This is a genomic window from Pseudomonas sp. H3_E07 (assembly GCF_054668895.1).
Genome location: NZ_CP162795.1, coordinates 6,142,547 through 6,156,528 on the forward strand (window position 1 = coordinate 6,142,547; position 13,982 = coordinate 6,156,528).

General features: G+C 60.0%; 9 protein-coding genes and 1 pseudogene. 8 read left to right on the forward strand and 2 right to left on the reverse strand.

Annotated elements, in window-relative coordinates:
• From mexE to AB4O08_RS28355, 4 genes are all read left to right on the forward strand, one after another.
• Entirely contained in the window at nt 1-1,242 is a 1,242-nt protein-coding gene (gene mexE, locus AB4O08_RS28340; protein ID WP_042571180.1) for a multidrug efflux RND transporter periplasmic adaptor subunit MexE, read from the forward strand.
• A 15-nt stretch (nt 1,243-1,257) separates the two neighbouring features.
• Nucleotides 1,258-4,437, forward strand: coding sequence for an efflux RND transporter permease subunit (locus tag AB4O08_RS28345; RefSeq protein WP_010210597.1), 3,180 nt, complete (start codon nt 1,258-1,260; stop codon nt 4,435-4,437).
• Entirely contained in the window at nt 4,434-5,849 is a 1,416-nt protein-coding gene (locus AB4O08_RS28350; protein WP_460114609.1) for an efflux transporter outer membrane subunit, read from the forward strand. The genes AB4O08_RS28345 and AB4O08_RS28350 overlap by 4 nt, the downstream gene beginning before the upstream one ends.
• 196 nt (nt 5,850-6,045) lie before the next feature.
• Nucleotides 6,046-7,269, forward strand: a complete 1,224-nt coding sequence (locus AB4O08_RS28355) for a hypothetical protein (RefSeq protein ID WP_021491993.1) — start codon at nt 6,046-6,048, stop codon at nt 7,267-7,269.
• 5 nt (nt 7,270-7,274) lie between these two features.
• Here the strand turns inward: AB4O08_RS28355 and AB4O08_RS28360 are convergent.
• Nucleotides 7,275-8,320 (reverse strand): annotated as a pseudogene (locus tag AB4O08_RS28360) (AraC family transcriptional regulator).
• Between the two features lie 167 nt (nt 8,321-8,487).
• On the opposite strand from AB4O08_RS28360, the gene efeU reads away from it, so the two are divergent.
• The 4 genes from efeU to efeO (AB4O08_RS28380) are packed head-to-tail and all read left to right on the forward strand — an operon-like array spanning nt 8,488 to nt 12,699.
• Complete coding sequence (gene efeU / locus AB4O08_RS28365) at nt 8,488-9,321, forward strand: iron uptake transporter permease EfeU (protein ID WP_010210603.1); 834 nt, start codon at nt 8,488-8,490, stop codon at nt 9,319-9,321.
• A 10-nt stretch (nt 9,322-9,331) separates the two neighbouring features.
• Nucleotides 9,332-10,534 (forward strand): iron uptake system protein EfeO, encoded by a 1,203-nt coding sequence (gene efeO / locus AB4O08_RS28370; protein ID WP_044287144.1) that lies wholly within the window; start codon nt 9,332-9,334, stop codon nt 10,532-10,534.
• Between the two features lie 14 nt (nt 10,535-10,548).
• Nucleotides 10,549-11,853 (forward strand): iron uptake transporter deferrochelatase/peroxidase subunit, encoded by a 1,305-nt coding sequence (efeB, locus tag AB4O08_RS28375; RefSeq protein WP_010210606.1) that lies wholly within the window; start codon nt 10,549-10,551, stop codon nt 11,851-11,853.
• A gap of 27 nt (nt 11,854-11,880) precedes the next feature.
• Nucleotides 11,881-12,699 (forward strand): iron uptake system protein EfeO, encoded by an 819-nt coding sequence (efeO, locus tag AB4O08_RS28380; protein ID WP_010210607.1) that lies wholly within the window; start codon nt 11,881-11,883, stop codon nt 12,697-12,699.
• Between the two features lie 64 nt (nt 12,700-12,763).
• Here efeO (AB4O08_RS28380) and pssA read toward each other — a convergent pair.
• The coding region (gene pssA, locus AB4O08_RS28385; protein ID WP_460143649.1) for a CDP-diacylglycerol--serine O-phosphatidyltransferase at nt 12,764-13,982 on the reverse strand (1,219 nt) is incomplete at its 5' end.

A 13,982-nucleotide genomic window follows, 5' to 3' on the forward strand; every position in this document is an offset into this window, starting at 1 on the left:
ATGGAACAGTCACTCAAACATTTGCGCTTCCCCCTGGCGGTTTTGGCCGTGGTGGTGATGAGCGCGTGCGGCAAGACCCCGGAACAAGCGGCCGCCATGCCTGCTGCCAAAGTCAGCGTGGCCAAGGTGCTGGAACAACCGGTCAACGAGTGGGACGAGTTCACCGGTCGCCTGGAAGCCCCCGAAACCGTACAGATCCGTCCGCGCGTGTCCGGCCAGATCGATCAGGTGGCCTTCACTGAAGGCGCCCTGGTAAAGAAAGGCGACCTGCTGTTCCAGATCGACCCGCGTCCGTTCCAGGCTGAAGTCCGCCGCCTTGAAGCCCAGTTGCAACAAACCCGCGCCGCCGCCACCCGCAGCGATAACGAAGCCCAACGCGGCGAGCGCCTGCGCCAGAGCAATGCGATTTCGGCCGAACTGGCCGACTCGCGCACCACCGCTGCCCAGGAAGCCCGCGCTGCCGTCGCCGGGATCCAGGCGCAGTTGGACCTGGCCAAGTTGAACCTGAGCTTTACCCGTGTGACCTCGCCGATCAGCGGGCGTGTCAGCCGTGCCGAAATCACCGCCGGTAACCTGGTGACCGCCGACGTCACCGCGCTGACCAGCGTGGTCTCCACCGACAAGGTCTACGCCTACTTCGACGCTGATGAGCGTGTGTTCCTCAAGTACACCGAACTGGCTCGCCAAGGCCGTCGCGGTGCGACCACTCCGGTTTATCTGGGCCTGTCCAACGAGACCGGCAACCCGCACCAGGGCCAGATGAACTTCGTCGACAACCAGGTCAACCCGGCCACCGGTACCATCCGTGGTCGCGCCGTGTTCGACAACAGCAAAGGCGAATTCACCCCTGGCCTGTATGCCCGCTTGAAGCTGGTTGGCAGCGGCACCTACTCCGCCGTGTTGATCAACGACGAAGCCGTCGGCACCGACCTCGGCAAGAAGTTCGTGCTGGTGATGGAAGGCGACAAGCCGGCTTATCGCTCAGTGGAACTGGGGCCGAAGATCGAAGGTTTGCGCATCGTGCGCAGTGGCCTCAACAAAGAAGACACCATCGTCGTCAAGGGCCTGCAGCGCGTGCGCCCAGGGTCGCCGGTCGCCCCGGAAACCATTCCGATGGCCAGCAAGGAAACCCTCGCCGCCTTGGCCCAACAACGACAAGCGCTTGAAGCCAGCAATCTGGAACAAGTGGCGCCGGATAAAGCCGCGCCGAAACTTGCCAGCGCTGCGACCCCACGCGGTTAAGGGATACGACTCAAGATGAATTTTTCCAAGTTCTTCATTTCGCGGCCGATCTTCGCAGCAGTGCTCTCGCTGCTGATCCTGATCGCCGGTGCGATCTCGCTGTTCCAACTGCCGATCAGCGAATACCCGGAAGTGGTGCCGCCGACCGTCGTGGTACGCGCCAACTTCCCGGGCGCCAACCCCAAAGTCATTGGTGAAACCGTGGCCGCTCCGTTGGAGCAAGCCATCACCGGCGTCGAGAACATGCTGTACATGTCCTCGCAGTCGACCGCCGACGGCAAGCTGACCCTGACCATCACCTTCGCCCTGGGCACCGACCTGGACAACGCGCAGGTGCAAGTGCAAAACCGCGTGACCCGGACTCAGCCGAAACTGCCTGAGGAAGTGACGCGCATCGGTATCACCGTGGACAAGGCCTCCCCCGACCTGACCATGGTGGTGCACTTGACCTCCCCGGATCAGCGCTACGACATGCTGTACCTGTCCAACTACGCCCTGCTCAACGTGAAGGATGAGTTGGCGCGTCTGGGCGGTGTGGGTGACGTGCAATTGTTCGGCATGGGCGACTATTCGCTGCGGGTGTGGCTGGACCCGAACAAGACCGCTTCGCGCAACCTGACGGCCACCGATGTGGTGACCGCGATCCGTGAGCAGAACCGTCAAGTGGCCGCCGGCGCCCTGGGTGCGCAACCTGCCCCGACCGCCACCGCGTTCCAGTTGTCGGTGAACACCCAAGGTCGCCTGGTGACCGAGGAAGAGTTCGAGAACATCATTATCCGTTCCGGCGATAACGGTGAAATCACTCGTTTGAAAGATATCGCACGGGTAGAGCTGGGTTCCAGCCAATACGCGCTGCGTTCGTTGCTGAACAACCAGCCGGCCGTGGCGATCCCGATCTTCCAGCGCCCTGGCTCCAACGCCATCGAGATCTCCAACGAAGTGCGCGGCAAGATGGAAGAGCTGAAAAAGAGCTTCCCGCAAGGCATGGACTACAGCATCGTCTATGACCCGACCATCTTCGTGCGCGGCTCCATCGAAGCGGTGGTGCACACCCTGTTCGAAGCGTTGATCCTGGTTGTGTTGGTGGTGATCCTGTTCCTGCAGACCTGGCGCGCCTCGATCATTCCGTTGGTGGCCGTGCCGGTATCCTTGATTGGTACGTTTGCGGTGATGCACCTGTTTGGCTTCTCGCTCAACGCGCTGTCCTTGTTCGGATTGGTACTGGCCATCGGTATTGTGGTGGACGACGCCATCGTGGTGGTGGAGAACGTCGAACGGAACATCGAACTGGGCCTGGACCCGTTCCCGGCCACTGAAAAAGCCATGAGCGAAGTGACCGGCCCGATCATCGCCACGGCGCTGGTGCTGTGTGCGGTGTTCATTCCAGCTGCCTTTATCAGCGGCTTGACCGGGCAGTTCTACAAGCAATTCGCCTTGACCATTGCGATCTCGACGGTGATCTCGGCGTTCAACTCGCTGACCTTGTCCCCTGCACTGGCCGCGGTGTTGCTGCGCAGCCATGACGCGCCGAAGGATCGTTTCTCCAAGATTCTCGACAAGATTTTCGGCGGCTGGTTGTTCCGTCCGTTCAACCGCTTTTTCGAAAAAGCCAGCCACGGTTATGTCGGCACCGTACGCCGTGTGATTCGCGGCAGCGGCATCGCCCTGTTCCTGTACGCCGGTTTGATGGTGCTGACCTGGTTCGGATTTGCCCACACCCCGACCGGTTTCGTACCGGCCCAGGACAAGCAATACCTGGTGGCCTTCGCCCAATTGCCGGACGCCGCGAGCCTGGACCGCACCGAAGACGTGATCAAGCGCATGTCTGACATCGCGCTGAAACAACCGGGTGTGGAAGCTGCCGTAGCCTTCCCGGGCTTGTCGATCAACGGTTTCACCAACAGCCCGAACAGCGGCATCGTGTTCGTGACCTTGAAACCGTTCGACGAACGTAAAGACCCGAGCATGTCAGCCGGTGCGATTGCCGGCGCGTTGAACGGTAAATACAGCGACATCCAGGAAGCCTACATGGCGATCTTCCCACCGCCGCCGGTACAGGGCCTGGGTACGATTGGTGGTTTCCGCCTGCAGATCGAAGACCGTGGCAACCTGGGTTACGACGAGCTGTACAAAGAAGTGCAGAACATCATCACCAAGAGCCGTACCACGCCGGAGCTGTTCGGCCTGTTCACCAGCTACACGGTCAACGTGCCCCAGGTCGATGCCGCCATCGACCGTGAAAAGGCCAAGACCCACGGCGTGGCGATCAGCGACATCTTCGATACCCTGCAGATCTACTTGGGTTCGTTGTATGCCAACGACTTCAACCGCTTCGGCCGGACCTACCAGGTCAACGTGCAGGCTGAGCAGCAGTTCCGCCTGGATGAAGACCAGATCGGCCAGCTGAAAGTGCGCAACAACAAAGGCGAGATGATCCCGTTGGCGACCTTCATCAAGGTCAGCGACACCTCGGGCCCGGACCGCGTGATGCACTACAACGGCTTCATCACCGCTGAAATCAACGGCAACGCTGCACCGGGCTACAGCTCGGGCCAGGCTGAAGCGGCGATCGAGAAACTGCTGAAAGAAGAACTGCCCAACGGCATGACCTACGAGTGGACTGACCTGACCTATCAGCAAATCCTCTCAGGTAACACTGCGCTGTTCGTGTTCCCGCTCTGCGTACTGCTGGCGTTCCTGGTACTGGCCGCCCAATACGAAAGCTGGAGCCTGCCATTGGCGGTGATCCTGATCGTACCGATGACACTGCTGTCGGCGATTACCGGGGTGATTATCTCGGGTGGCGACAACAACATCTTCACCCAGATCGGCTTGATCGTTCTGGTAGGCCTGGCCTGTAAGAACGCGATTCTGATTGTCGAGTTCGCCAAGGACAAACAGGCAGAAGGCCTCGATCCGCTCGCTGCGGTACTGGAAGCCTGCCGTCTGCGTCTGCGGCCGATCCTGATGACCTCGTTCGCCTTCATCATGGGTGTGGTGCCACTGGTGTTGTCCAGCGGTGCGGGTGCCGAGATGCGTCATGCCATGGGCGTGGCGGTGTTCTCCGGGATGATCGGTGTGACCTTCTTCGGTCTGTTGCTGACGCCAGTGTTCTACGTACTGATCCGTCGCTATGTAGAGCGCAGCGAAGCGCGCAAAGCGGCCAAGGCCTTGAAGCTGGAGACACAGCAATGAGTGTGAAAGTATTCCTGCCGAGCTTGTTGGTACTGGCGCTGAGCGCCTGTGCCGTGGGCCCGGACTACAAAACCCAGACACCGGAGGCGGCCAATATCACGGCCGCTGCCGATGCCAAGCAGTATGACCACGCCAAGTTCGAAGGCATCTGGTGGCAACAGTTCGAGGACCCGACCCTCAACCAACTGGTAACCCAGGCGCTGCAAGGTAACCGGGATCTGCGCGTCGCCTTTGCTCGCCTGCGGGCGGCACGGGCGATCCGCGATGACGCCAGCAATGACGCCATGCCGACCATCACCAGCCGTGCCAGCAGTGACCTGGCCAAGGGGCAAATCCCGGGCCAGACCACCAAGCGCGTTAACAGTGAGCGTTATGACCTCGGCCTGGACATGGCCTGGGAACTGGATCTGTTCGGTCGCATCCAGCGCAACCTGGAAGCCACCGACGCCGACCAGCAGGCCGCCGAGGCTGACTTGTACCAGCTGCAAGTCACCATGATTGCCGAACTGGTGGACGCCTACGGCCAACTGCGTGGTGCGCAACTGCGTGAACGCATTGCCCTGGACAACCTGAAGAACCAGCAGGAATCGCGCACCATCACCGTCAGCCTGCGGGATGCCGGTGTGGGCGACCAGCTCGACGTGGAGCGTGCCGACGCGCGTCTCGCGGCGGTTGAGGCCAGCGTGCCGCAACTGCAAGCCGAACAAGTGCGCGAGCGCAACCGCATCGCCACCCTCCTCGGCCAGCGTCCCGACAAGCTCAGCGTCGACCTGGGCCCGAAAAACCTGCCGGCAATTGCCAAGGCGTTGCCGATTGGCGATCCAGGGCAATTGCTGCAACGTCGCCCGGACATCCTCAGCGCCGAACGTAAACTGGCTGCTGCCACGGCGCGTATCGGCGTGGCCAAGGCCGACCTGTTCCCCCGGGTCAGCCTCAGCGGCTTCCTCGGCTTTACCGCCGGGCGAGGCTCGCAGATCGGCTCGTCCGCCGCGAATGCCTGGACCCTGGGCCCAAGCATCACCTGGGCAGCATTTGACCTGGGCAGCGTGCGCGCCCGTTTGCGCGGCGCCGATGCCGAGGCGGACGGCGCCCTGGCGACCTACGAGCAGCAAGTCCTGTTGGCCTTGGAAGAATCCGAAAACGCCTTCAGCGACTACGGCAAACGTCAGCAACGCCTGGTTTCGTTGATCCGCCAAAGCGAATCCAGCCGCGCCGCCGCCGACCTGGCCGCGATCCGCTACCGCGAAGGCACCGTGGACTTCCTGGTGCTGCTGGACGCACAACGTGAGCGCCTGGCCGCCGAAGACTCCCAGGCCCAGGCCGAAGTGGATTTGTATCGCGGGATTGTCGCGATCTACAAAGCGCTGGGGGGCGGCTGGCAGCCGGATACGGTGGTCGCCAGCGCCAAGTGATGTAAAGAGCTCCTTTGGTTGGTCGCATCCAGCCAATTTTTTGCCCCGTGGTCCATTCGGTCACGGGGCTTTTTTTGACATAGCCACAGCGACATCACCATGGCATCAAGCTGCTCGCCTATGGCATCCTTTCGGCCATACTACAAAAAACTGATGCAATCTTTATCAAACGTTGGTGCTGAACTACGGAAGGTTTATGGCGATTTTTGCGAATGAAGCAGCCATGCAAATGTGGATGGCAGAGCAATTGGAGAATGTCGACGGCTTCGGGGAGCTGGTGGAATCGAGTGATGTACCAGAACCAAAGTCTATTGAGGAAGGGTACATAACTAAGAGCTATGAATTTTGCTTGGACGCCCTGAATTTCAACATTGTGATTTCTGCCAATGAAAACATATCGCTTGATCCAGGCGACATACTGAAACCCGATTTTCTCCTCTACTCTTCTGAAAGTGAAGCGGTAGTCGTGGTTGAGCTAAAAAATCAGTCTGGACCCACGCGACAAGCGGGCACAGAATTGGGCGCCTATACCGCTGAGATAAAACAGTACCTCCCTTTTATTGCAGGGTCCGATGTCATTAGCATTGTGGTCTCACCCGACTGGCCGGTATTGCTTAGGCACTATATCTTCAACGAAATCGTATGGGGCAACAAACGAGTTGTATGCCTAAGACCAATCCAAAGAGACGATCAGATTAAATTAGAACTGGTACCACCTGAAGAACTTATAGAGGGCAATCTGAGCGTCTTGTTGAGCGATGAGCACTTAGGTGGATTTCATATTTCTCTTTATGACATGGAGCTTTACCGAGGAGGGGCAAGAGAACGTATTTCAGCGTACGTTGAACAGATGCAGACAGCCACCAAGTATATCGCCGCCAAGGGACGAGCGCAGAGTAACAATGGCTTTGCGTTTTTGTGGAAAAATGAACGAACAGAAACGCTAGCGCCGTATTTCATCACCGTGGTCAACGTTGCGCCTTTTAAAATGCTCGAACGCTTTGTTCGCACGTTTGCTATCGAGGACGATTGCATGCTGGATAGGATCATTAAAAAAGTCGCGTTTGAGTACTCGCCAGAGGGGCACGGAGCATCCATTGGTGAACAATACAAAGATTCATTGAAGTTTCTTCGGACATTTTGCTCAGCGCAATCCGAAGGTTTCCTCAGTTGGCCAGCCCTAAAAGCGTTTATGATAGAGCACTCAACCTTGATCTCATTTGAAGCGTGGGGCATATTTGAAAAGTCCTTATTTGAGGAGCTTGAAAAAGCATATGCCAACAACAACACCACCTTAAAATCAAACGATCCCGAACTCGGAATGAGTGTTCTAAATACCGTTATCGATAGCAACTATCAATACATAGACCTTCGAGATTTTTACGCTCCCCCTGACGATCAGGATGAGGACGACTATTAAGTTACTCAACACTCAGGTACAGGACTTGAATCCCCAGCCACACCCAAGTTTAAAATCAGCCCACGATAATGCCCCGGATTCGACCCGCTCCATTTACGAAACGCCTTATAAAACGAACTCGTATCCGCAAACCCCAACCGCTCCGCGATCTCGGCAAAACTGATCTGTGGCTCCGCCAACCACACAATCGCCAATTCCTTGCGCACACTGTCCTTGAGGCCCTGGTAGGTCTGCCCTTCCTCCGCCAGGCGCCGCCGCAAGGTTGAGGCGGAGATGCACAGGCTGACGGCGAGACCTTCAGTCTCCGGCCAGGTTTGGGGGGGAGCTGGCGCAGGTCGTGCTTGATGCGGGTGGCGAGGCTGTCGGGATCGCGGTATTTGACCAGGATATTGGCCGGTGCGTGAGCCAGGAAACGCTTGAGTTCTTCCGGGGTGCGCTTGATTGGCAGGTCCAGGCAGTCGGCAGAGAAGATCATCCGCGTACGGGGCCGATCGAAACGCAGGTTGTCGGAGAACATCACCTGGTAGTCAGCGCAAAAGTCCGGTTTTGCGCAGCGCAGCTCAATCGCCAGGATTGGAATACGTCGTCCTGCCAGCCAACAGGCCACGCCGTGCACAATCATCCAGTAGGTAAAGTAGGTGAAGGCGCGATTGGGTTCAGCCTCGGGCTCGACCAGCACGATCTCCGCCAGACTTTGTTGACGCACCAACTCAGCGGGCATCCGCTCCAGCATGAGTGACAGGAACCCCAGCGCGGTCTCCAGGCTGGTGGCGAGGGTTGGCTGCGCCATTGCAGCGCGGCAGAGAAACGCCAGGCTACCGGACTTGAGCTTGCGCGGGTCCATGCCAAAGAACTCATCATCGGTACGGCGTGCCAACAGGCGCCATAGGCGTGCGTAGGTAGTGGCCGAAACCCGCGCGGTAGGTTCGGCGAGCCACTGCGGGTCTATCCCGGCGTCGTGCAGCACTTCAGCACTGGCCGCCCCCGGCGCGCAGCTTTGCAATAAAGCTTCACGCACAAGATGAATGGAGATGGTGTCTTTTTCCGACATGGTGAACCGCGTATCCAGCTGCGCAAAGAATGGCACGCATCATAAGGGCGGACGCGCATTGCCACCACCGTTCAGCCCATGTTCAGCAAACGTCAAGGATTGTTGTTTAGCAATGAGTATCATTATGTTACAAATTAGCACCCTATCTAGTTGTGACGCGGTGCCGAATGCTCGTTCCTTTCCTCATCATGCTGCGCGAAGGCATTGAAGCCGCATTGATCGTTGGCATCATCGCCAGCTACCTGCAACAGACCGGCCGTGGCCAGTGGATGCCCGCCGTGTGGATCGGCGTGTTTCTCGCTGCTGCACTGGCCCTGCTGGTCGGAGGGGGCCTGGAACTGGTCAGCGCCGAGTTCCCGCAAAAACAGCAAGAATTGTTTGAAGGCGTGGTTGGCCTGGTCGCCGTGGGCATCCTTAGCTCCATGGTGTTCTGGATGCGCAAAGTGGCGCGGTCCATCAAGCATTCCTTGCACGAATCCCTCGACCACGCCCTGGCCGGTTCCAAACACCAGGTCACCGCGCTGATCCTCATGGTGTTTTTCGCCGTGGCCCGCGAAGGCCTGGAAACCGTGTTCTTCCTGCTGGCCGTGTTCCAACAGAGCGAAGGACCAGCCGCACCCATAGGCGCCCTGCTCGGCCTGATCCTCGCGATCATCGTCGGTTTCCTGATCTATACCGGCAGCATGCGCCTGAATCTGGGGGCGTTTTTCCGCTGGACCGGCCTGTTTATCCTGGTGGTGGCTGCCGGCATCCTCGCCAATTCGGTGCAGGCCCTGCATGAAGCAGGCGTGTGGAATCACCTGCAGACCGTGCTGTTCGACTTCAGTGCCGCGTTGCCCATGGACAGCCCGCTGGGCTCAGTACTGGCCGGGATGTTCGGCTATCAGGAAGCGCCGACCATCAGCACCCTCGGCGCCTACCTGATTTATCTGGTGGTGGCCTTGGTGATGTTCTTCCTGCCCACCGCACCGGCCACACCTTCTTCCGTTTCCAGCCAGTAAGGACCGCCTCTTGTCCAACCCTACTCCTCAGCCCTCCTCGCCACCCCGCGCCCTGCGCTGGGCCGTGGCGGGGTCGGTGGTCGTGATGATCGCTGCCGGTGGCCTGTTCTATTACGCTTCGCAACTGGCGGCCAGCAAGCGCCAGACCAACCACAATGAAATCGCGGTGACCCTCCATGGCCACGCCTGCGAGCCCAATGAACTGAGCGTGCCCGCTGGCCGCGCCAGCTTTCGCATCATCAACCGCTCCGACCGTGCAGTGGAATGGGAAATCCTCGACGGTGTGCTGGTGGTCGAAGAACGGGAAAACATCGCCCCAGGCCTGAGCCAGGTGATCAACGCCAACCTGCTGCCGGGCGACTACGCGATCACCTGCGGCTTGCTGAGCAATCCCCGCGGTACCTTGCACGTGACGCCGACCGCGGAATCCGACGCGCAAGCCAAGGCCAAGCCGTCGATGGTGGCGTTTATTGGGCCGCTGTCGGAGTTCCGTGTGTACCTGAGCGGCCAGGGCAGTGCATTGATCAAGGCCGTAACCGCGTTGCAACAAGCCATCGACGCTGGCGACCTGGCCCAGGCTCAAGCGCTCTACGTTCCGGCGCGCGAGGCTTACCAACGGCTGGCCCCGGCGTCGCAACGCCTGGCGGAGCTGGACAACGCGATCAACGCCCGCGCCGACTATTTTGAAAAGCGCGAGCAAGACCCGGCCTTCAGCGGTTTCCACCGGCTCGAATACAGCCTGTTCCAGCAACGCAGTCTCGACGGCTTGGCGCCGATTGCCCAGCGTCTGCTGACCGACGTCACCACCCTCAAGCAACAACTGCTCGCCCAGTCACTGCCGCCGGAGCAACTGGTCAGCATTGTGGTGCGCAACCTCAACAGCCTGGCCGATGTACGTGCCGTCAGTGGTGAAGAGGAACGCTACAGCCATGTCGACCTCAATGGTTTCGCCGCCAACCTGGAAGCTGCGCACAAAGTCGTCGACCTGATGCGCCCCTTGCTGACCAAGTCCGCCGCCGACCTGCTGCCTAACGTGGACAGCGCCCTTACGGCCTTCGACAGCCAACTCAACGAATTGAAAGTAGACGGCCAGTACCGCCACTACGACAGCGTCACCGCCGATCAGCGCCAGCAGATCGCCGACAAGGCCAAGGCTCTGGCCGCTGCACTCGATGGAATCGACCCCGCCCTTGGCCTTTCCGGCCTGAAGTGAAGACGACCGCACACATGAGTGATTCAGGACAATTTGACCACCAACGCCGCCGTGTCTTGCTGGGCATGGCCGCCACCGGCGCCGCCATTGCCGGCAGCGCCCTGACCTGCCCGGCCATGGCCGCCGCCGCGGAACAAGTCACCACCGCGCCGCGCAGCGACAAGACCCAGGATCACCACGACTTCTTCGGCATCCACCAGAGCGGTATCGTCACCCCGCGCCCAGCCTGCGGCATGCTTGTGGCATTCGATGTACTGGCCAGCGACCGCGAGGACCTGGAGCGCCTGTTCCGCACCTTGAACGCACGCATTGCCTTCCTGATGACCGGCGGCACCGTGCCGCAAGTCGACCCGAAACTGCCACCTACCGACTCCGGCATCCTCGGCCCGGTGGTCACGCCAGACAATCTGACCATTACCGTGTCCGTCGGCGAATCGCTGTTCGATGAGCGCTTCGGCCTTGGCGCGGTCAAGCCCAAACGCCTGAGCCGCATGGTTGGCTTCCCCAACGACGCCCTGGAACCGGCGCAGTGCCACGGTGACCTGAGCCTGCAGTTCAGCTCCAACACGCCGGACACCAATATCCACGCCCTGCGCGACATCGTTAAGAACCTGCCCGACCTGCTGCTGGTGCGCTGGAAACAGGAAGGCAGCGTGCCGCCCCAGGCACCGAGTAAACCTGGCGAACCCGCGCAGAGCGCACGCAACTTCCTCGGCTTCCGTGACGGTTCGGCCAACCCGAACTCCAACGACACCAAGGCCATGGATCAGATTGTGTGGGTGCAACCGGGCAGCGATGAACCGGCCTGGGCGGCCAACGGCAGCTATCAGGCCGTGCGCATCATCCGCAATTTCGTCGAGCGCTGGGACCGTACCCCGCTGCAAGAACAGGAAAGCATCATCGGCCGCATCAAGCCGACCGGCGCACCCATGGACGGCGACAAAGAAACCCAGGTGCCCGACTACAGCAAGGACCCGGAAGGCAAGGTGACCAAGCTCGATGCCCACATTCGCCTGGCCAACCCGCGCACCCCGCAGACTCAGGCCAACCTGATCCTGCGTCGACCGTTCAACTACTCCAACGGCGTCAACAAAAACGGTCAGCTGGACATGGGTCTGTTGTTCATCTGCTACCAGGCTGACCTGGAGAAAGGCTTTATCAGCGTGCAAACCCGGCTCAACGGCGAGCCCCTGGAGGAATACCTCAAGCCGGTCGGCGGCGGGTACTTCTTCACCTTGCCGGGGGTCACGGGACCGAAGGATTTCATCGGGCGCACGCTGCTGGCTGCAACGCACCCCCACACCACTGCCCAGACCTAAAACACACCCCAGAGCGGAAACCGTCCCATGAAAAAGTCGTCTATCGCGTTGTCGTTATTGCTGACCCTTTCGCCGTTGGCAGCCTTCGCCGCTACCGCGCCGCTGGACCTGGTCGGGCCGGTGTCGGACTACAAAATCTACGTCACCGAAGAAATCGGCGAGCTGGTCACCCAGACCCAGGCCTTTACCGACGCCATCAACAAGGGCGACCTGGCCACCGCCAAGAAACTCTACGCGCCGACCCGCGTGCACTATGAGTCCATCGAGCCGATCGCCGAGCTGTTCAGCGACCTCGACGCATCCATCGACTCCCGCGTCGACGATCATGAAAAGGGCGTGACCGCCGATGACTTCACCGGCTTCCACCGCATCGAGTATGTACTGTTCTCGCAGAACACTACCCAAGGCCTGGAAGAGCTGACTGCCAAGCTCAACACCGACGTCAACGACCTCAAGACGCGCGTCGATGGCCTGACTTTCCCACCGGAAAAAGTCGTAGGTGGTGCCGCAGCCCTGCTTGAAGAAGTCGCCGCCACCAAGATCTCCGGTGAAGAAGACCGCTACAGCCATACCGACCTGTATGACTTCCAGGGCAACATCGACGGCGCGAAGAAAATCGTCGACCTGTTCCGTGGCCAGATCGAGAAACAAGACAAAGCCTTCCTGGCCAAGGTCGACAAGAACTTCGCCACCGTGGACAAGATCCTGGCCAAGTACAAAACCAAGGACGGTGGTTTCGAGACCTACGACAAGGTCAAGGAAAACGACCGCAAGGCCCTGGTGGGCCCGGTCAACACCCTGGCAGAAGACCTGTCCACCTTGCGTGGCAAGCTGGGCTTGAACTAAGCGACAGACAAAAAAAGACCCAGTCCCCGGTTGAAGGGGCTGGGTCTTTTTTTTGCCTGCAGGTTTACAGGATGCGGTACAGCAATCGTTCGATACGAACGCGGCTGACCCGGCGCAGGAACTTGCCAACGGCCTCTGGGTAGTCCGGCAGTGTTTGCAGGTCCTGATAACGCTCGATACGCGTGGTGTGCTGGAAAATCTGCGCCAGTTCGGTGCGTCGCGGCACCAGCCACTCATGCTTGGGATCATCGATCAACAACGCGTTTTCCAGGTCGAGGCGGAACGCGCGCGGGTTGAGGTTGTTACCGGTGAGCAAGGTGTAGCGCTGGTCGATCCACATGCCTTTGAGGTGGTACGTGTTGTCACCGTCGCGCCACAGGTGCAGGTTCAACTGGCCGCTGTCGATCATCGGCTGATGGCGCTTGGCAAAGCGGCGCAAGCTGATTTCGTAGAGGTAGGGCAGCGCAGCAATGACCTTGAACGGCTCGCTGGGCGGGATGTAGAAATCGTTGGCGGTCTTGTCGCCGACAACGATGTCGATCTTCACCCCACGTGCCAGGGCGCGGTTGATTTCGCGGGTGACCGGCAGCGGCAGGTTGAAGTACGGGGTACAGATGGTCAGCTGATGCTGGGCGCTGGCAATCAGTTCGAGGATCACCCGGTTCAGGGGGTTGTTCTTGCCGACCCCGAGCAAGGGGCTGACCGACAGTTGACCATTGGGCAACTGCCCCGCCGTGGTGTCGTAAGTCGCGTGTTTCAGGCGGCTGCGCAAATCGCCGATGTCGTTGCGCAGGCTACGGGTGGTGGGCGGATTGGGCAGGTCCAGGCGATTGACCGCCTTGGATGCCACTAGGCCGTGCTCCACCAGGTGCTGCATGGAATCGGCGAGCGCTTTGTTGTGGATCAGGTGGTAGCGGTCGAAACGGTACTTGTCGAATTTGTGCAAGTACACATTGTTCAGGCTGGCGCCGCTGTACAGCACCGAGTCATCGATCACGAAGCCCTTGAGGTGCAGCACGCCGAACAACTCGCGGGTTTGCACCGGCACGCCGTACACCGGCACTTCGCTGCTGTGGCGCTGGGTCATGGCCTGGTACCAGGCGCTGTTGCCGGGCTGCTTGCCGGCACCGATCAAGCCGCGCTGGGCACGCAACCAGTCAACCACCACCACGATGTCGAGTTCCGGCCGCGCAGCCTTGGCGGCGTGCAGGGCGTCGTAGATCTCCTGCCCCGCTTCGTCCTGCTGCAAGTACAGCGCGACGATATAGATGCGCCGGGTGGCC

Coding starts and splice junctions, on each gene's coding strand:
- AB4O08_RS28345 (WP_010210597.1), top strand. CDS start 1,258: ATGAATTTTTCCAAGTTCTTCATTTCGCGGCCGATCTTCGCAGCAGTG.
- efeU (WP_010210603.1), top strand. CDS start 8,488: ATGCTCGTTCCTTTCCTCATCATGCTGCGCGAAGGCATTGAAGCCGCA.
- AB4O08_RS28350 (WP_460114609.1), top strand. CDS start 4,434: ATGAGTGTGAAAGTATTCCTGCCGAGCTTGTTGGTACTGGCGCTGAGC.
- mexE (WP_042571180.1), top strand. CDS start 1: ATGGAACAGTCACTCAAACATTTGCGCTTCCCCCTGGCGGTTTTGGCC.
- AB4O08_RS28355 (WP_021491993.1), top strand. CDS start 6,046: ATGGCGATTTTTGCGAATGAAGCAGCCATGCAAATGTGGATGGCAGAG.
- efeO (WP_010210607.1), top strand. CDS start 11,881: ATGAAAAAGTCGTCTATCGCGTTGTCGTTATTGCTGACCCTTTCGCCG.
- efeB (WP_010210606.1), top strand. CDS start 10,549: ATGAGTGATTCAGGACAATTTGACCACCAACGCCGCCGTGTCTTGCTG.